The sequence below is a fragment of the Mycobacteroides salmoniphilum genome (assembly GCF_004924335.1).
GTDB classification, from domain to species: domain Bacteria; phylum Actinomycetota; class Actinomycetes; order Mycobacteriales; family Mycobacteriaceae; genus Mycobacterium; species Mycobacterium salmoniphilum.
In genome coordinates, this window is record NZ_CP024633.1 from 3,806,701 (window position 1) to 3,823,939 (window position 17,239).

A 17,239-nucleotide genomic window follows, 5' to 3' on the forward strand; every position below is an offset into this window, starting at 1 on the left:
ATCAGACGATCTGTTTTACTGAACATATGCTCTACCCGACGGTCCATCCACGCAAGACCCGGAGGTGAAGTCGCAGATGACAGCGGGTGACGCGACCCATATGTCGCAGGCCGAGAGGCGACGGAGCACCACCGCGAAGCTGCTGGAAGCCACCATCGACTCGGTCCTCGATATCGGCTACACCGCCACCACCGTGCGCGGCGTAGCCGAGCGCGCCGGCGTATCGCTGGGCGCGCGTAGCCACTTCTTTCCGCGGCGGATCGACATGGTGATGGCCGCCCTCGACTACCTCTGCGCCGATCGGCTAGCGGCAGCACGCGCCAGCGTCGACCAGATGCCCACGGGCGCCGACGGCAGGCTCCGGCACCTACTGAACCTCATGTGGCATGACTACACGAGCCGGAGTTTCATTGCAGGAATGAAGCTTTGGGTTGCGGCGGCCGATGATCCCGAGCTACGCACGCACCTGGCCGCCAGCACTCAGGCGTTGAACGCAGCGCTACAAGAGCTCTACGCGCACGCCATCGACGAAGACTTGGCCAAAACCCCCAACCTGTTACCGCGGATCGTGATGGTTCATCACCTGCTCAGTGGATACGCGTTCAACCACGCCTTCGCGCCCGATGGTCAAGAGCCAGGAAGTCTCGACTGGCCGCAGCTACGCGACGAACTCGAGCGACTGATTCGCGGGTAGGCGTACCTACCAGATCTTCACAAACTTGTCCGGCGAGTTCACCATGGGATCGCCTGCCACGCAACCAAATTCGGCAGCGAACGGCGCAACATTGGGCACCACGCCGTTGACGCGCAGCGCCGGAGGCGAATGCGGATCGCTGGCAAGCTGGGTAATCGCAGCCTCGGGGCGCTGTTTGTCTCGCCAGATCCGCGCGTAGTTCAGAAAGAACCGCTGCGTGTCGTTGAACCCGACGATGCCGCTGATCTTGTCGCCATCCTTCTTCTTGGCCAGCTCGGCGACCAGCGCGTCATAGGCGGTGTTGACACCCCCGAGATCCGCGATGTTCTCACCCAACGTGAGCTTGCCGTCGACATGTAGCTCCGGGTGGCCCGGAATCGGCGCGTAGGCATTGAACTGCTCCACCAGCCGGTTGGCGCGCTTCTCGAACTCTTCGCGATCGTTCGGAGTCCACCAATTGACCCGGTTGCCCTCACCGTCGAATTGGCTGCCCTCGTCGTCGAACGCATGGGTGAATTCGTGACCGATCACCGCACCGATACCGCCGTAGTTGAACGCCGGATCGCCCTTGGGGTCATAGAACGGTGCTTGCAGGATCGCGGCCGGAATGGTGATGCTGTTCTCGGTGGGGTCGTACTGAGCGTTGACCGTCTGCGGCGTCATTCCCCACAGCGATCGGTCGGTGGGATGCCCGATCTTGGCCATGTCGAAGTCGTGATTGAACTTCAACGCCGCAGCCCGGTCGACGTAGAAGTTATCGCCGGTCAGCTTCAGCTTGGAGAAATCCCGATTCTTGTCGGGGAAGCCCACCTTGAGGATCAGCTTGTCCCACTTACCCTTTGCGGCAAGTTTGGTCTGCGGGCTCATCCAGTCGACGGCCTCGATGCGTTTCCGTAGGGCCTCCTTGACATTGCCCACTACCTCGGTGGCCGCGCGCTTGGCGCGATCACTGAACATGCGGTCGACGTACAGCTGTCCCAGCGCCGGGCCCACCAGCGTGTTCACGATCCCAAGGCCCTGCTCCCAGCGCTGCTTCTGCGCCGTGGTTCCGGTAAGCACCGACTCGTAGGTAAAAGCGTTGTCGCGGAATGCCTTGGATAACGCGTCGACCGATCTGTGCACCGCATGGAAGGTCAGATACGACTTCCACGTGTCCAGATCGGTAGTGGCGAGCAACCGATCGAACGTCGTGAAGAACTCGGTCTCGGCAAGGGAGAACGACCTGGCAACCGGGGCCCCGTGCGCCTTAAGGTAGGCACCCCATTCAAAATGCGGTGTCACTGCATTTGCCTGCGCGACGGTGACCAGCTTGTACTGGTTGGCCGGATCACGTTGCTGCACAGGGCTCAACGTCGCAGCGGCCAGTGCCGATTCGAGCGCGGCCACCTGTTCGGCACGGGCCTTGCCAACCTCCTGGTCCGCTCCGATCAATTCGAACGTCGATGCGATGTAGGTGCGATAGGCATGGAAGACCGACGCGTACTTGGGATCGGTGTAGTAGTCCTTGGCGGGCATGCCCAGCGCATCGGCCCTGGCGTAGCCGATCTGCTCGGTGGCATTGGCATAGTCGGCGCCGGCCTCGAAGCCGAACACCAGGTGCTGCCCCGTGGCGGCGTCGGTGGCCAGAAAGGCCGCGAGCGCCTCGGGTGAATTGATCTGATCGATCGCGGCGAGCGTCGGACGAACGGGGTCATATCCGGCCGCGTCGAGCTTCGCATCGTCGGTGGCGGCACGGTAGAGGAGACCGACCTGATAGTTGACCGACTCATGATCGGCAGTTCCGAGTCCGGCGACCGCACCCTCGACGATCTCGTGCTGAACCTCACGGGACTGGTCGGCCAGCATGTCGAAGCTGCCATAACTGGACTTGTCCGCAGGGATGGTGGCCTGCTCGACCCATTTGGCGTTCACAAACCCGTTGAGATCGGCGCACGCGGCGAAACGCATGCTCAGCTGCGCGTTGTCGAACGTCGGAATGGGCACATTCGATGCCACCGGGGCGGTGGGCTGGTCCCGGGTACACCCGGAAATGGACATGGCCAGCACTAGCGCCGCCATACCGGCGGATCGACTCAGACGCATGCCCACCATTTTGCCCATCTGAAACGCTACGTCGAGCCTCACGCTGTGGCGGGTTTCACGGAGAGGAGGAATTGGTTCGACTCGCTAACGGTCGTACGCTGACACGAGTGCCGGTGCAGGAGATGTTTTTCATCGCGCTTGCCGCGTTCGGGGCAGGCGCGATCAACGTGGTCGCCGGGTCCGGCACCCTTATCACCTTCCCCACCCTTATCGCCTTTGGTTATCCACCCGTGGTCGCGACGATGTCGAATGCCGTCGGGTTGACGGTCGGGAGCATGACGGGCGTATGGGGGTACCGCCGCGAACTGTCCGGTCAATGGTCCCGCCTTAAGTGGCAGATACCCGCGGTGCTGGTCGGCGCGCTCATTGGATCGTTCCTGTTGCTGCACCTGCCCGAGAAGACGTTCGTGACCATCGTGCCGGTGCTGCTCATCCTCGCGCTGGTTCTCGTGGTAGTCGGCCCGAAGATCCAAGCCTGGGCGCGTCGGCGTTCCGAAGCACAGGGCCTGGATGCCGATCATGTCCCTCCGGGCCGCATGGCAGCACTCACCGGAGGCAACTTCCTTGTCGGGATCTACGGCGGGTATTTCACTGCAGCCCAAGGGATCATGCAGATCGCGGTGATGGGCGCACTGCTACCCGAGTCCATGCAACGGATGAACGCGGCCAAGAATGTACTGGCCATGATCACCAATATCGTTGCCGCCCTTGCATACACGATCGTCGCCTTCGACCGGGTGAGCTGGACGGCGGCCGGAATCATCGCGGCGGGCTCGTTCGTGGGTGGGCTGGCCGGCGCACGGTGGGGACGCAGGCTCTCGCCCGGTGCCCTGCGTGTGGTCATCGTGACGGTGGGCCTGATCGGCCTGTGGCGCCTGCTCTTCTGAGCGTCGACACGCCGCGTTTCGATCTGTTTCGCGAGTAGCTCGCGCACAACACGGCGTGCCGACGGTAAGTGACCTAGGCGGTCTCGATGAAGGCGCCCGCCGTCGTATAGCGGACATTCTTACTGGCACGCGGACTTCCCACGACCACCTGAATCTTGGGCTCTGGCTCATTGGCAAAGAACTTCTCGATGGTCAGCACGCTCACCTTGCCGTCCGGCACACCGGAATCCTGCACCGCCGAACTCAGCACGCTCGACAGCACGGCCGGAGTAACGATGTCACTCTTGAAGGAACTCTCTTCGACGACGCCCGGCTCATTGCGGCTGACGTCAACGGGCCTGACCGTGACACCCGCACCGTCGTATCGGTACTCGTCGACGTTCTTCGGCTTCTTCGGATCGATGGCCTGCACGGCCACCGAGGTGTACCCGCTGATGGTGAACATCAGATAGTCGGCCGAGCTCACGCCGATCTTGTCGTTGATGGCGGTCAGGGCCTTGGTCAGCTCGTCGGCATTCCACCGTTCGACGGTGTCCTGGCTCGGCGCCCCGGCGGCCTGCGATGCCACCGATTCCAGCTTCTCCGTCGCCTGTTGACGAATGTCGGAACACCCGACCGTTGTCAGACTCAAGGCCACACCGAGCGCGATCACACGCGTAAACACCTACGACTCCTCCTCGGGATCCTCACAGCATTCGGTAAGGAACCTAGCGGAAGGTTCGCAGCCGCAGGCTGTTCAGTACCACGAAGACCGATGACATCGCCATCGCTGCGCCAGCGATCATCGGATTGAGCAAACCCAGGGCGGCGAGCGGAATGGCAGCGGTGTTGTAGGCGAATGCCCAGAACAGGTTGGCCTTGATGGTGCCAAGCGTCTTGCGCGACAACCGCAGTGCCGTCGGCACGGTAGTCAGGTCACCGCGCACCAGGGTCAGGTCGCTCGCCTCGATCGCGGCGTCGGTACCGGTGCCCATGGCCATCCCGATATCGGCCGTGGCCAGCGCGGCGGAGTCGTTGACACCGTCGCCCACCATCGCGACCTTCTTCCCTTCGGCCTGCAGGCGTGTGACGACGTCGGCCTTCTCGGTGGGTTTGACACCGGCGATGACATTGCTCGCCGCGATGCCGACTTCTTCGGCCACGCGGGCGGCCACCTCGGCGTTGTCGCCCGTCAGTAGCACCGGGGTGATGCCCATGGCCTTGAGCTCGTCGATGGCCTGCCGACTCGACGGCTTCACCGTGTCCGCCACCTCGATCTCGCCGCGGCGCAGTCCACCCCAGCTGACCGCCGCGGTGGTGTTCTTACCCGCGATGGCTTCAATCGAAACCTCTTGGCCGTCAACAACACCGGTAACACCGATACCGGGCTCGTTACGGAAACCCACCACCGGCGACAACGTCAGCCCACGCGTCCGCGCCGACTCCACGATGGCCTTGGCGACCGGATGCTCGGAGGCCGACTCCACCGATGCGGCGATGCGCAGGATCTCGTCGGCGTCGGAGACACCGGACCCGATGCTGCGCCGCACGGCCACGACGCTCATCGCACCGGTGGTCACGGTGCCCGTCTTGTCGAGCACGACGGTGTCGATGTTCTTGACGTTCTCCAGCACCTCGGGGCCCTTGATCAGCACGCCGAGCTGCGCACCCCGCCCGGTGCCCACGAGAATCGCTGTGGGCGTAGCTAATCCCAGTGCGCACGGGCACGCGATGATCAACACAGCGACGGCCGCGGTGAACGCCGACGAGAGCGGATAGCCCTGCGCCACCCAGCCCACGAACGTCAGGGCCGCGATACCGAGCACAACGGGTACGAACACCGACGACACCCGGTCGGCAAGTCGCTGCACCTGCGCCTTGCCGGTCTGCGCATCCGACACCAGCCGTGCCATCCGGGCCAGCTGCGTATCGGCACCTACCTTGTGGGCGCGCACGACGATCCGTCCGTGCGTGTTGACGTAACCGCCCACCACCGGATCTCCCGCGCCCACCTCGACGGGTACAGACTCGCCGGTCATGGTGGAGGTATCCAACGCCGAATGGCCATCGACCACCACACCGTCGGTGGCGATGCGCTCCCCCGGCCGCACGACGAATTGGTCACCCACAGCCAATTGGTCGACGGGGATGCGAGTCTCGTGTCCGCCGCGCAGCACCGCGACATCCTTGGCGCCCAGCGACAGCAGTGCGCGCAGCGCCGAGCCCGCCGACCGCTTGGCGCGTGACTCCGCGAAGCGGCCCGCGAGCAGGAATACGGTGACCGCCGCGACCACCTCAAAGTAGACGTGGATGTCGCCGTGGGTATGCCCGGCGCCAGCGAACAGCACCCACAGCGACCACACGTACGCGGCGATGGTGCCCAGCGACACCAGGGTGTCCATCGTCGAGGCGCCATGGCGTGCGTTGACGAACGCCGCACGGTGGAACGGGTAGCCGCCCCACACCAGGATCGGGGTGGTCAGTGCCGCGACCACAATCTCCCAGCCGGTGAAATGCCAGGGCATCACCATCGAGATGGCCACCACCGGGATGGCCAGGATGAGCGAGCCGATGAGCCGGGCCCTGAGCTGACCATCGGGCACATCGTGGTTCATGTGGTCCCGCGGATCGAGACCGTCATGCTCGTGGCCGGCCTGATGAGCACCGGCCTGAGAGCCGCCGACTACCTGGGCCTTGTAGCCGACCGACTCGACGGCCTTGACCAAGTCATCATCGGAGATCGAACCGTCGTGCTCGACACGAGCGCTTTCCAGCGCCAGGTTTACGCGCGCCGTCACGCCCTCGAGTTTGTTGAGCCCTTTTTCCACGCGGGACGCGCACGAGGCACATGTCATGCCATGAAGGCGCAGATCAGTGGTCTCCATGCCCGTGTCAACAAACTCCATGTCTAAATGGTACCCCTAGGGGGTACTAATCGATAGGGTGATCTGCACTACTGGCGCCGGCGGGCTGCCACGATCTGCAGCGGCATCGGCAGCTGAACCCTGGCCCGAAGCTCGACAACGATCGACGGGTCCGCATGCGCAGCCAGGGTACGCAACGCCTTCGGACCGTAGGCGCGCAACTGGCTGATCGCACCATCATGAGCAACCGGACGCACCCAACCCACGGCCGCCGCGACGAGGAATGCCGGAGCCAACAGCGGAGCCGGCAAGCGCAGCAAGTCGATAATCAAGAGCGTGCGCCCCACCCTGGTGCCCTCGGAGAACACCTTCGCCGCACGTGACGGCGCGAGATGGTGAAACGACAGCGCGAACACCACCTGATCGAATGACCCGTCCCCTGCGTCGATAGCTGTGGCATCCATGGCCCGAACAGTGACCCGGGAATCCGAACCCAGATCGGACGCCGCGATACCCGCGACAGAGGTGGGCTCGATATCCGTCACCGTGATCGAAGCATCAGGACGTAGCTTCAGCAGTTCACGAGACAGACCGCCGTGGGCGGCACCGAGCTCAAGCACCCGGGGGTTGTCGATGCCGACAAGAAACCCGGCCGCCTGCTCCGCATTCCATCTGTGCAGGCCCTTCTTCTCACCCATGAGATCGAGGGACGCAACGACGGCCCGCTTCTTCGCAGGAACATCGTCGCGGTCCAGATACTCGAGTCGGCCCGTCTGCAATGCGCGGTCAAGCACGCAGGCACCGTATCCAGCGCGCGGCATCACGTCGATATCAGCGGTGTTCGTCATGACCCCACCGTATTCCTATGTCAGCCATATTGACATAGGAATTAGCTGTGAATTGAAAGTCTCGCATCGCGATGATCGCGAACACCCCGCGATATCGCCATGACCAGGAATATCCCGGCGAGAGCGGTGAGCGCGAGCGCCCGAGCCACGCATGCGCCATCCAATGCGGTGAAGTACAACGTCGGCTCACCCTTGGCCACGGGTGCGACCTCGGTGGGTACGCGGGCGGCCACCGCCGCCCAGCCGGCGAGTGCCATCGCCACCGCTGCGATGGCCAGATCCACCGCTACCCGCTTGCCAAACTTCACCACTGCTCACTCTCGGTATCGAGCTCCGGGTCATCGCCCAGATCCATGCCTGCCGGCGGCGCGGGCACCAACGTGGTGAGCGCCGTCCGCAGCTCCTCATGTTTCTTGGCCCACGCCTGCGCGCGACGCCCCCCTGTCAGGCGCAGACCGACGGGTTTGCGTCCCTTGGGCACCCCGGTCAGCTCTCCCAGCGGACGGGATTCCTCCCAGATGTAGCGGTCGGCGTCGGGATACAGCCACTTTATCTGGCTGATCGCCAGCGTCTCACCCCCCTGGCGGAGCTCGGTGGGCGTCAGTTCCACGGTGGCGTGCACCCGCGCGGCATAGATCTGCAGCGCGAGGAAGAAGGCGACGATGGCCGCCGTGATCGCCGGCATCACGGGGCTCATGCCCGCATTGCCCCACAGCTGAAGTCCGAACATGATGAGCCCGGCGAGTGGGCCGAGCAGGAGCCATCGCCACCGGCCACCGGGTTCATAAAACAGACGCGGTTCGGCCTCTGACACGTCAGCCATGTTCACCCCCGTCAAACCAGTTCTGCGCGGTCGGCCTGATGATCAGCACATTGGCCACGACCAGGGACAGCGCGGCGACGAGCAGCAGCGGACCCACCGAACCGGTACTGGCCATCGCGATGGCCCCAAGCACCGAGACCAGCGAGAGGGCGATCAACGCCCGGCGGTAGCGCTTATCCCCCTGCCGCGTGCGCCCGGCGAGAAATGCGATACCGGCCGCCAGCAGGATGCACAACACGCCCCACGCCCGGAAGTAGGTGACGAGATTTCGTATCTCCGCGTCGGTCAGTTCGGGCTTCGCGGCGGCCCGCACCGCGTCGAAGCGCTGGGTCACCCCGGCCAGACCGTTGAGGAACAAGGCGGCCGATGAGACCACCCAGAACCAGAACGCCACATCGACGATGCGCGGGCGCGGTTGTTCGGGTGTCATTCGGGCCCCTTCATCATTTCGCGCATAATTCCGGCAGCGTATCGGGGTGCTAGCGCTGCCTCGTCAGGTACGCGGTGGAGTCCTCGCGATGCAACAGGAATAGCCCGCCGCAGATCAAGACGGACGCGGTGATCCCCGAGAGCGCCTGCACAATCGCCGGCACACCCTCCAGGTCGACCAACCGCGTCGCGGTGAACACCACCGAACCCACCGCGCCACCGGTCAGGAAGGTGCGGGCCAGGCGGTATCCCGCGCGCATCAGGAAGATTCCGGTGACGACGAGAGCTCCCACCACCACGACGATGAACCCGTTGAAGGCGTAGACCGTCCACAGCGGGGCGGCCTTGCGCACCTCGGGGTCCTGCTGCCATTGACCGACGTTCGCGGCCATGTAACTCACGATCATCAGCGGGAGCGAGGCCAGCCACAGCCAACAACCGGTGTCGATATCGTCGGGTCGCGGCTTGGCCGGACCTGCCGAGGGTTGTCCAGCCAATCCGCTCTGATTGTGCGGATCGGGATGCATCACGCGACCACGGTAGTGGAAGGGGACAAACCGTCTACTCCAGCCAGCCCGCGACGTCCGCGGCCCAATACGTCAGCACGATATCGGCCCCCGCACGCCGGATGGAGGTCAGCGTCTCCAGCACCATGGCCTGCAAATCGATCCAATTGTTCTGCGCCGCAGCACAGATCATCGAATACTCACCCGACACCTGATACGCCGCGACCGGCACCGGAGATACATCGGCCACCTGCCGAAGCACATCCAGATAGGCCATTGCCGGTTTCACCATCAGGATGTCGGCACCCTCCTCGACGTCGAGCTCGGCCTCACGTAAGGCTTCCCGACCGTTCGCCACGTCCTGCTGGTAGGTGCGCCGGTCTCCGCGCAGCGACGACCCCACCGCCTCGCGGAACGGCCCGTAGAACGCCGAGGCGTACTTGGCCGCATACGCCAGGATGATCACGTCGGTGTGCCCGGCAACGTCCAGGCCCTCGCGAATGGCCGCCACCTGGCCGTCCATCATGCCGCTGGGTCCCACCACACGAGCACCCGAATTTGCCTGCGCCACCGCCAGGTCCACGTACTGCGTCAGCGTCGCATCGTTATCCACCCGGCCCGAGGCGTCCAGCACCCCACAGTGGCCGTGATCGGTGAATTCGTCGAGGCAGGTGTCGGCCATCAGCACCGTGGAATCACCGAGGTCCGCCGACAGGATCGACAGCGCACGGTTCAGGATGCCTTCCGGAGCCAGCCCGGCACTCCCGGTGGCGTCCTTGTCCTTCTCCTCGGGAACCCCGAACAGCATGAGCCCACCGACGCCGGCCTTGACCGCGTCCTCGGCGGCCCTGCGCAGGGATTCGATGCTGTGCTGCACCACGCCCGGCATAGACGCGATCGGGCGCGACTCGGTAACACCGTCGGCCACGAACATCGGCAACACCAACTGCCGCGGCGCGAGGGTCGTCTCGGCAACCAGCCGGCGGATCGCCGGGGTGGCTCTCAGCCGACGGGGACGCTGGTAAGGGAACGGCACAGTAAAGACCTCCGCTACTTCTCCCGCTATCTATCCGCTGCTAGCGCCGTCGGCTCTTCTTACGCGGTGGCGGCAGTGCGCCCTCGGTACGCAGCCGAGCGGCGTGCTCGGCAAGAGCCTCGACCAGCGGACCAACAGCGGCCGTCTCCGGTTGCACGTCCACCCGCAGCCCAAACTCGATGGCGGTCTCAGCGGTTTTCGGTCCGATGCAGGCCACGATGGTGCGCGCGTGTGGCTTCCCGGCGATGCCCACCAGGTTGCGGACCGTCGAGCTCGACGTGAAGCACACGGCGTCGAATCCGCCGGTCTTGATCATCTCGCGGGTCTGCGCTGCCGGCGGCGCCGCACGTACGGTGCGGTAGGCGGTCACGTCGTCGATTTCCCAGCCGCGCTCCCGCATGCCCTCGGCGAGGGTCTCGGTGGCGATGTCGGCGCGGGGCAGCAGCACCCGGTTCACCGGATCGAAAACGTCGTCGTAGGGCGGGAACTCGTCGAGCAGTCCGAGCGAGGACTGCTCACCGGCGGGCACCAGCTCGGGGTTGATACCGAAGGCGCGCACCTTGTCGGCGGTGGCCTGACCCACGCACGCGATCTTCACACCGGAGAAAGCGCGGGCGTCCAGGCCGAATTCTGCGAACTTCTCCCACACCGCGCGGACCGCGTTGGTGGAGGTAAAGACCACCCACTGGTACCGGCCGTCGACCAAACCCTTGACAGCCCTTTCCATCTGGGCGGGGCTACGCGGGGGCTCGACGGCGATGGTGGGCACCTCGACCGGCAGGGCTCCGTATCCGACAAGCTTCTCGCTCATCTCGCCGGCCTGATCCTTGGTGCGCGGTACCAGCACGGTCCAGCCGTAGAGCGCGCGGCTCTCCCACCAGTTCAGCTTGGAGCGGCTACTAACCACACGGCCGATCGTCAGCACCAGGGCGCCGGTCATCGGCCCGTGCGGATCATTGGCGTCCACGGGGACACCGTCGATCAGCGAGGCCAGTGTGGTCTCCACGGTCCGCTGCGCGCAGGTGGTGCCCTGCGCGGTGACCGCGACCAGGGTCTGATCGGACAAACCGTGCTCGATGAGCGCCTTAGCGGCGTCGGGTACATGCGTCGGGGTGGCGTGCAGGATCAGCGGACCCGGGGCGGCGGCCAGCGCCGCCCAGTCCACATCGCCGCGCACATCGGCGACGGTGTGCGCGGATCCCGGCGGCAGGCCGGCGTAGGCGGGCACCGCCGTGCTCGACGACAGGCCGGGCAGAATCTCGAAGGCCACCTGGGTACGGGTGACCGCCATGACCTCGGCGAGCACCGAATCGATCGAGAGCGGATCGCCAGCGACGAGCCGCACGACGTCCACGCCGTTCTTGGCCTCGGCGACCAGCGTCTTGGCGACATCGGCGGGATCACCCAGCGCTGGGCGGATGTCGATGGTGAGCGGTGGCTCGGCACCGGCCTCAGTATCAACCGAAGCGGGCGCGTCATCGCTACCTGTCGCGGGTTTGACCGGCGCGGGTTCAGGAAGCTCGACCGCGGATCCGACAAGATCGAGCACTGCCTGCGGCACGTCGGGGTCGGTAAACACGACCGTGGCGCCGGTGAGTACCGCACGCGCCCGGACGGTCAACAGACCCGGGTCTCCCGGCCCGGAACCAACGAACAGGATGCGCCCTGGCTTCTTGCGCCCTCGGGTCACTACTGCCTCCCATATCGGCGGTTTGCGCCGCCTATTCAGCTGTCATCAGTGCTCGCGCACCGAGATCGAGCAGTTCCCTCGCGACCGCGAGCCCAAGCTCGGCGGCCCGATCGGGGGTGCCAATCCCGGAGGCCCGAATCACGTCAGATCCGTCCAGCGCCGCCGCACATCCGCGCAACGACAGTTCGTCGAAGACGCGACCATCCTCATCAATCGACTCGACCACCTCGGCGATCGCGCCAACCGGTGCGGTACAGCCCGCCTCCAGCTCGGCAAGCAGAGCCCTTTCGGCAGTCACCGCGGCGCGCGTGTCGGCGTGATCGAGTTCCGCCAGTACAGCCACCAGATCGGTGACCTCACTGCGGCACTCCACCGCCAGCGCTCCCTGAGCCGGTGCGGGCAATACCTGCACCGGTTCCAGTGTCTCGGTGATGCGGTCCAAACGTCCGATACGGGCTAAACCCGCTCGGGCGACTACCACAGCATCAAGATCACCATTGGAGACCCTGCTCAACCTGGTATCCAGGTTGCCTCTTAGGGGGCGAATTTCCAAACCGAGACCCAGTGCTCTAAGCTGCGCGGCCCGACGCGGGGACGAGGTACCAATCACGGAGCCCGTGGGCAACTCCCCCAGCACCAGTCCATCCCGGGCCACGAGGGCGTCCCGATAGTCTTCACGCGGGGGAATAGCGGCTATGACGAATCGCGGGTCGGCCGCCGTTGGCAAATCTTTGTAGGAGTGCACGGCAACATCGACGACGTTATCGGCGATGGCTTCGCGCAGAGCGGCCGTGAAGACCCCTACACCGATTTGCTCGACGGGTGCGGACGACTGGTCCCCTGCCGTGGTCACGATTACCAGCTCTGCCTCGTGCCCTTTGGCGCGCAAAGCATCCCTGATTCCCCCGGCCTGAGTCGTCGCCAACAGACTGCCGCGGGTACCAATTCGGATCATGGATGAGCCTCTCGGGCGAAGACAGTCAAGGGTGGATGAGCCTCTCGGGCGAGGACCGTCAACCACGGCTCTCTTCGTGTAATTCCGTTGTCGCAAGCGGCAATTCGCCCGCCGTGGCCACCGCCTCGACGGTTTGCGGATCGAGCTCGAACAGCTCACGCAACGCCTCGGCGTAACTGTCCCCGCCGGGCGCGGACGCCAGCTGCTTCACCCGCACCGTGGGGGCGTGCAACAGCTTGTCGACGACTCGGCGAACGGTCTTGGCGACCTCGTCCCGCTCGGCCCCCGCCAGACTCGGCAGTCGGCCGTCCAGTCGCAGCAGCTCGGCCTCCACCACCTCGGCGGCCCGCTGGCGCAGCGCGGTGACCGTCGGGGTGACCTCCGCCATCCGCTCGCCGGTCAGGTACCGGGCGACCTCGTCGTTGACGATCTGACGAGCCGCGCCCGCGTCGTTGGCTGCCGCACGCGCAGTGGGCTCACGCTGGATGCGCTCCATGTCCACCACGACGACGCCGGGCAGACCGGCCACCGTCGGGTCCACATCACGCGGCATGCCCAGGTCGCAGAACACGAGTTGGCGGCCGCCACCCAGGGCACGGTGCACATCGGCCAGCGAGATCACCGGCCGGACCGCACCCGTGCAGGACACCACCACATCGGACTGAGCCAGCGCCTGGTCCAGGTTGTCGAGGGTGATCGCCTGCGCGTTCACACCTGCCTCTCGCGCGGTCGCGGCGAGCCGTTGCGCACGCGCCGCGCTGCGGTTGACCACCCAGAGGTTGTCGATACCGGCGCGGATCAGCTGTGCGGTCGCCAAGGAGCCCATCGAGCCCGCGCCGACAACGGCAGCGGTGCGTCCGGGAAGACCATTGAGCTTGCCGTCGGCCAGATCCAGGGCCACTGACACCACCGAGGCCCCGGCGGCGTCAATGCCGGTCTCCGAATGCACTCGTTTGCCCACACGCAGAGCACTCTGGGACAGCTCGTGCAGCACCCGGCCCACCGCCTGATGCGTTTCGGCGGTGGCGTAGGCGTTGCGCACCTGCCCCAAAACCTGCTGCTCGCCGACCACCATGGAATCCAGGCCGCTGGCGACCGCGAACAGGTGCTCGACGGCGGCCTCGCTGTATCGGACGTAGGCATATTTGGTGAGCTCGTTCATGCCGATACCCGCATGCCGGGCGATGGCCTCACCGATGACAGTCAGGCCGCCGTGAAAGGCCTCAACCACGGCATACACCTCGACCCGGTTGCAGGTCGAGAGCACCATGACCTCGCTGACCAGGGGTGATTGCAGAATCTGTTCGATGATTTTGGGCTGATCGGCCTCGCCAATCGCCAGCTTCTCCAACACCGGCACAGGCGCGCTACGGTGCGAGGCTCCGAACAGCAGGACACTCACCGCAGGTCACTCCGCTGACATCTCACTGTCCAGCTCCCTTGCTTTTGGTGAGGCTCGAACTTCATGCACGGTAGCCCGAAAATGGCCACTGGGCAAAATCCAAACAGCCTGTTATCGGTCACGTTTCAGGTCCGCCCGCAGCCGGGGCTCGTCCACTTCCCAATAGCTGTGCTCCTGACCGTCGAGCAGCACCACCGGAAGCCGGTCGCCAAACTCCGCGCGCAACGACGAATCTGTGATCGCGGCCTCATCCACATCGGTGACGGTGAGCGGGATCCCGAACTCGTCGGCAACGGCCGCCAATTCACGCTGCGCCCGTTCGCAGGCGGAGCACCCTGGGCGCGTCAGCAGCGTTAGAGACGTCATATACCAATTCTGCCACCGGGTCCCCCGAGCTCCCGCCACCCTCAGTAGGGTTAAACGGCATTCGGAAACGGCGGACAGGAAGGGCGGTTAGGCCGGCTATGACCAGCCCCCAGATCAACGGCGAGCCCCCTGCCGAAGGCGCCGCTGAGCAGCAGCAGCTGCTCGCCGAGGCGTTCGCCGAAGATGTCGCACGCGCCGCATCCTTCGCCGAGGCGGACGCCGCCGTCGACGACGTGCCCCCGGGCCCCCCGCCCGCCGATCTGACCGCCGCTGCGTTTTTCGATGTCGACAACACGCTGGTGCATGGCTCCTCGCTGGTTCATTTCGGCCGAGGCCTGGCGCAGCGCGACTACTTCCAGTACTCGGACATGCTTCAGTTCGTCTGGGCGCAGGCGAAGTTCCGGCTGACCGGCCGCGAGAACTCCGATGACGTCGCCGCGGGCCGACAGAAGGCGCTCTCGTTCATCGAGGGGCGCAGCGTCGATGAACTCGTCAACCTCAGTGAGGACATTTACGACGAGACGATCGCCGACAAGATCTGGCCCGGCACCCGAGCGCTGACCCAGATGCACCTGGACGCCGGCCAGCAGGTATGGCTCGTCACGGCGACACCCAAGGAACTGGCGGAGACCATTGCCCGACGGCTGGGCCTCACCGGAGCCCTGGGCACCGTTGCCGAGTCGGTGGACGGGGTCTTCACCGGACGCCTGGTCGGCGACATCCTGCACGGACCGGGCAAGGCGCGTGCCGTGCGCAACCTCGCCATCCGGAACGGGCTGAATCTCAAGCGCTGCACCGCCTATAGCGACAGCGTCAACGACGTGCCGATGCTGTCGCTGGTGGGCACCGCCGTGGCCATCAATCCCGACGCGGAGCTGCGCGACGTGGCGCGACGCCGCGGCTGGGAAGTCCGCGACTTCCGCACCGCCCGCAAGGCCGCCCGTATCGGGGTGCCGTCGGCGGTGCTGCTCGGTGCCGCGGGCGGTGCGTTGGCGGCCGCCCTGGCCCGACGCGAGAAGTAACAATCACCACTACCGCTGCTGATAGGCTCAGCGCCGCTCGAACTGTCTAGATTCGTACCTGACCTGCAGCGAAATGGGTTAATGCATGGCCATCCGCCAAGACATCATCGGAACGCACTACCGCTACCCCGATTACTTCGAGGTCGGCCGCGAGAAGATGCGTGAATTCGCGGCGGCCATCCAGGACGGCTGTGAGGAAAACTCCGGCGTTGTCGCGCCCATCACGTTCCTCGCCGTCGCGGGCCGGCGCGTGCAGCACAAAATCTTCACCGAGATGGATCTGCCCATCAACGTGGCACGGGTGCTGCACCGCGACCAGAAGCTGAAGTTCCACCGCCCCGTCAAGGCAGGCGACCGGCTGTACTTCGACAGCTACCTGGACAGCGTGCTGGAGTCGCACGGCATGGTGACCGCCGAGGTGCGCGCCGAGGTCACCGATGCCGACGGGCAACCCGTGGCCACGAGCATCGTCACCATGATCGGCGAGGCTGAAGGACACGAAACCGACGCGAACTCCATGGCCGCCAACATCGCCTCGCATCGCAAGGGCTAGCGGCCTCTGCGGCTCGTTCGGTAAGCACTCGGGGTGGTGCCGAACCAGCGCTTACAACTTCGGGTGAACACGCTCTGTTCGGCGTAGCCGAGTTGCCTGCTGACATGGTCCAGGTTCAGCTCGGTATCGGAAAGCAATCGCTCGGCGGTTTCACGACGGATGTGGTCGACGAGTTCGGCGAAGGTCGTACCCTCGGCGCCGAGGCGCCGTTGCAGCGCTTTGGGGTGCACTCCGAGGTGTAATGCGATGTCCCCCAGACCGATCGCCCCCGTGGGAAGCAGCTGACGGATGAGGATCCGGGCCAGCCGACTCGAATCCGGCCGACGGTCAGCGAGGGTCCCCGTCAAGTAATCGACCGCAGTCTGATGCGCGAGGCGGTCTTTGGGCAGCGACTTCTGCATATCAGTGGCGCGCAGTGTGAACCCCGCAACGGGTTCGCAGAACAACGGCGGACAGCCGAAGTAACGCCGATACTCCGACGGTGCCGTCAAGGCCGAGTGGGGCAGGTGCACCGCCACTGGGCGATAACCGCGACCCAGGAAGTGGTGCAGCACCCGCAATGTCACACCCAACGACAGCTCGAGCGCCTGCGCCTGTGGGGGCGCCGGGGCGAGAAGAAACTCGAACTCGAACCGGCAGCGCACCGGATCGGGAAGATCGATCACCCGCACGCTGATCGCGGGACAGTATGCGGCCATGAACTTTTCAAGGATGTCGAAAGCGTCGGCAACGGTTGCCGCGCTACGCGCGGCCAGGCCCACGGGTCCCAGTATCTCGATGCCCTGGCGTCGCGCTAGCCGAAGGCCGAAATCGGGTGCGCTGACCGCAATCGCGCTCTCCTCCAGTACGGCCATCCCATTCGGCAGCGAGATGAACCGGTCGTAGACCCCGGCATCGTCCGGTGAAATCCGCGCTGCGGCAAGCAGCTTGTCGCCATCGCCGCCGAGCTCTGATACCAGGGGCTGATAGTTCGTCAACGCCGAGCCGCGGATCACCGACATGTCCCGAACTGTCAAATATCTGTCCGCCAAAGTCAAGACAACCCTGTGAAAATGCTGCACGATCGACGGTGATCGACCAAGATCATTACAACTGGAAAGGGT

General features: G+C 65.2%; 18 protein-coding genes. 4 read left to right on the top strand and 14 right to left on the bottom strand.

Translation table 11 applies throughout. From position 1 onward, the window contains the following. The first annotated feature begins 76 nt into the window (after positions 1 to 76). Complete coding sequence (locus DSM43276_RS18985) at positions 77 to 694, top strand: TetR/AcrR family transcriptional regulator (RefSeq protein WP_136629123.1); 618 nt, start codon at positions 77 to 79, stop codon at positions 692 to 694. A 6-nt stretch (positions 695 to 700) separates the two neighbouring features. Here DSM43276_RS18985 and DSM43276_RS18990 read toward each other — a convergent pair whose 3' ends face one another. After that, the gene (locus DSM43276_RS18990) at positions 701 to 2,785 is read right to left on the bottom strand and encodes a M13 family metallopeptidase (protein ID WP_078328021.1); all 2,085 of its coding nucleotides are present in this window, start codon (positions 2,783 to 2,785) and stop codon (positions 701 to 703) included. A gap of 98 nt (positions 2,786 to 2,883) precedes the next feature. Between DSM43276_RS18990 and DSM43276_RS18995 the strand changes: the two genes are divergently transcribed. Next, a complete protein-coding gene (locus DSM43276_RS18995; protein ID WP_109555861.1) occupies positions 2,884 to 3,663 on the top strand; it encodes a sulfite exporter TauE/SafE family protein in 780 nt (259 codons plus the stop codon). Between the two features lie 73 nt (positions 3,664 to 3,736). Here DSM43276_RS18995 and DSM43276_RS19000 read toward each other — a convergent pair whose 3' ends face one another. The 12 genes from DSM43276_RS19000 to DSM43276_RS19055 all read right to left on the bottom strand — a co-directional run bounded on the left by DSM43276_RS19000 (position 3,737) and on the right by DSM43276_RS19055 (position 14,561). Continuing rightward, complete coding sequence (locus tag DSM43276_RS19000; protein ID WP_078327889.1) at positions 3,737 to 4,327, bottom strand: hypothetical protein; 591 nt, start codon at positions 4,325 to 4,327, stop codon at positions 3,737 to 3,739. A gap of 43 nt (positions 4,328 to 4,370) precedes the next feature. Then, the gene (locus DSM43276_RS19005; RefSeq protein ID WP_078327890.1) at positions 4,371 to 6,548 is read right to left on the bottom strand and encodes a heavy metal translocating P-type ATPase; all 2,178 of its coding nucleotides are present in this window, start codon (positions 6,546 to 6,548) and stop codon (positions 4,371 to 4,373) included. 47 nt (positions 6,549 to 6,595) lie between these two features. Further along, positions 6,596 to 7,354 carry a class I SAM-dependent methyltransferase gene (locus DSM43276_RS19010; RefSeq protein WP_078327891.1) on the bottom strand — a complete coding sequence of 253 codons (759 nt, stop codon included), beginning with the start codon at positions 7,352 to 7,354 and terminating at the stop codon, positions 6,596 to 6,598. A gap of 41 nt (positions 7,355 to 7,395) precedes the next feature. After that, positions 7,396 to 7,638, bottom strand: a complete 243-nt coding sequence (locus DSM43276_RS19015) for a hypothetical protein (protein ID WP_078328023.1) — start codon at positions 7,636 to 7,638, stop codon at positions 7,396 to 7,398. Between the two features lie 20 nt (positions 7,639 to 7,658). Next, positions 7,659 to 8,177, bottom strand: coding sequence for a hypothetical protein (locus tag DSM43276_RS19020; RefSeq protein ID WP_078327892.1), 519 nt, complete (start codon positions 8,175 to 8,177; stop codon positions 7,659 to 7,661). Beyond that, positions 8,170 to 8,607 carry a hypothetical protein gene (locus tag DSM43276_RS19025; RefSeq protein WP_078323356.1) on the bottom strand — a complete coding sequence of 146 codons (438 nt, stop codon included), beginning with the start codon at positions 8,605 to 8,607 and terminating at the stop codon, positions 8,170 to 8,172. Before DSM43276_RS19025 ends, DSM43276_RS19020 begins: the two co-directional genes overlap by 8 nt. A 49-nt stretch (positions 8,608 to 8,656) precedes the next feature. Continuing rightward, positions 8,657 to 9,133, bottom strand: coding sequence for a hypothetical protein (locus DSM43276_RS19030; RefSeq protein ID WP_078327893.1), 477 nt, complete (start codon positions 9,131 to 9,133; stop codon positions 8,657 to 8,659). 34 nt (positions 9,134 to 9,167) lie between these two features. Further along, a complete protein-coding gene (gene hemB, locus DSM43276_RS19035) occupies positions 9,168 to 10,148 on the bottom strand; it encodes a porphobilinogen synthase (protein WP_078327894.1) in 981 nt (326 codons plus the stop codon). A 40-nt stretch (positions 10,149 to 10,188) separates the two neighbouring features. Continuing rightward, the gene (locus DSM43276_RS19040) at positions 10,189 to 11,838 is read right to left on the bottom strand and encodes a bifunctional uroporphyrinogen-III C-methyltransferase/uroporphyrinogen-III synthase (RefSeq protein ID WP_078327895.1); all 1,650 of its coding nucleotides are present in this window, start codon (positions 11,836 to 11,838) and stop codon (positions 10,189 to 10,191) included. Between the two features lie 31 nt (positions 11,839 to 11,869). Continuing rightward, the gene (gene hemC / locus DSM43276_RS19045) at positions 11,870 to 12,793 is read right to left on the bottom strand and encodes a hydroxymethylbilane synthase (RefSeq protein WP_078293829.1); all 924 of its coding nucleotides are present in this window, start codon (positions 12,791 to 12,793) and stop codon (positions 11,870 to 11,872) included. A gap of 58 nt (positions 12,794 to 12,851) precedes the next feature. Next, on the bottom strand, positions 12,852 to 14,195 hold the full coding sequence (locus tag DSM43276_RS19050) for a glutamyl-tRNA reductase (protein ID WP_078327896.1): 1,344 nt from the start codon (positions 14,193 to 14,195) through the stop codon (positions 12,852 to 12,854). A gap of 111 nt (positions 14,196 to 14,306) precedes the next feature. Then, complete coding sequence (locus DSM43276_RS19055; RefSeq protein WP_078327897.1) at positions 14,307 to 14,561, bottom strand: glutaredoxin family protein; 255 nt, start codon at positions 14,559 to 14,561, stop codon at positions 14,307 to 14,309. 98 nt (positions 14,562 to 14,659) lie between these two features. Here DSM43276_RS19055 and DSM43276_RS19060 point away from each other — a divergent pair, with 98 nt between their 5' ends. Together DSM43276_RS19060 and DSM43276_RS19065 are read left to right on the top strand one after the other, a co-directional pair. Further along, positions 14,660 to 15,583 (top strand): HAD family hydrolase, encoded by a 924-nt coding sequence (locus tag DSM43276_RS19060; RefSeq protein ID WP_078327898.1) that lies wholly within the window; start codon positions 14,660 to 14,662, stop codon positions 15,581 to 15,583. A gap of 85 nt (positions 15,584 to 15,668) precedes the next feature. Continuing rightward, positions 15,669 to 16,136: an FAS1-like dehydratase domain-containing protein gene (locus DSM43276_RS19065; RefSeq protein ID WP_078327899.1), complete on the top strand. Its 468-nt coding sequence runs from the start codon at positions 15,669 to 15,671 to the stop codon at positions 16,134 to 16,136. Here DSM43276_RS19065 and DSM43276_RS19070 read toward each other — a convergent pair. Continuing rightward, positions 16,133 to 17,137 carry an AraC family transcriptional regulator gene (locus DSM43276_RS19070; protein WP_078327900.1) on the bottom strand — a complete coding sequence of 335 codons (1,005 nt, stop codon included), beginning with the start codon at positions 17,135 to 17,137 and terminating at the stop codon, positions 16,133 to 16,135. The two genes, DSM43276_RS19065 and DSM43276_RS19070, sit on opposite strands and share 4 nt — an antisense overlap. Positions 17,138 to 17,239: the final 102 nt, after the last annotated feature.

What these genes read in the sequence shown, in the direction of transcription:
- DSM43276_RS19060 (WP_078327898.1), top strand. Translation starts at nt 14,660, where the DNA reads ATGACCAGCCCCCAGATCAACGGCGAGCCCCCTGCCGAAGGCGCCGCT.
- DSM43276_RS19010 (WP_078327891.1), bottom strand. Translation starts at nt 7,354, where the DNA reads ATGACGAACACCGCTGATATCGACGTGATGCCGCGCGCTGGATACGGT.
- DSM43276_RS19055 (WP_078327897.1), bottom strand. Translation starts at nt 14,561, where the DNA reads ATGACGTCTCTAACGCTGCTGACGCGCCCAGGGTGCTCCGCCTGCGAA.
- DSM43276_RS19070 (WP_078327900.1), bottom strand. Translation starts at nt 17,137, where the DNA reads ATGTCGGTGATCCGCGGCTCGGCGTTGACGAACTATCAGCCCCTGGTA.
- DSM43276_RS19025 (WP_078323356.1), bottom strand. Translation starts at nt 8,607, where the DNA reads ATGACACCCGAACAACCGCGCCCGCGCATCGTCGATGTGGCGTTCTGG.
- DSM43276_RS19005 (WP_078327890.1), bottom strand. Translation starts at nt 6,548, where the DNA reads ATGGAGTTTGTTGACACGGGCATGGAGACCACTGATCTGCGCCTTCAT.
- DSM43276_RS18985 (WP_136629123.1), top strand. Translation starts at nt 77, where the DNA reads ATGACAGCGGGTGACGCGACCCATATGTCGCAGGCCGAGAGGCGACGG.
- DSM43276_RS19020 (WP_078327892.1), bottom strand. Translation starts at nt 8,177, where the DNA reads ATGGCTGACGTGTCAGAGGCCGAACCGCGTCTGTTTTATGAACCCGGT.
- DSM43276_RS19065 (WP_078327899.1), top strand. Translation starts at nt 15,669, where the DNA reads ATGGCCATCCGCCAAGACATCATCGGAACGCACTACCGCTACCCCGAT.
- DSM43276_RS18990 (WP_078328021.1), bottom strand. Translation starts at nt 2,785, where the DNA reads ATGGTGGGCATGCGTCTGAGTCGATCCGCCGGTATGGCGGCGCTAGTG.
- hemC (WP_078293829.1), bottom strand. Translation starts at nt 12,793, where the DNA reads ATGATCCGAATTGGTACCCGCGGCAGTCTGTTGGCGACGACTCAGGCC.
- DSM43276_RS19030 (WP_078327893.1), bottom strand. Translation starts at nt 9,133, where the DNA reads ATGCATCCCGATCCGCACAATCAGAGCGGATTGGCTGGACAACCCTCG.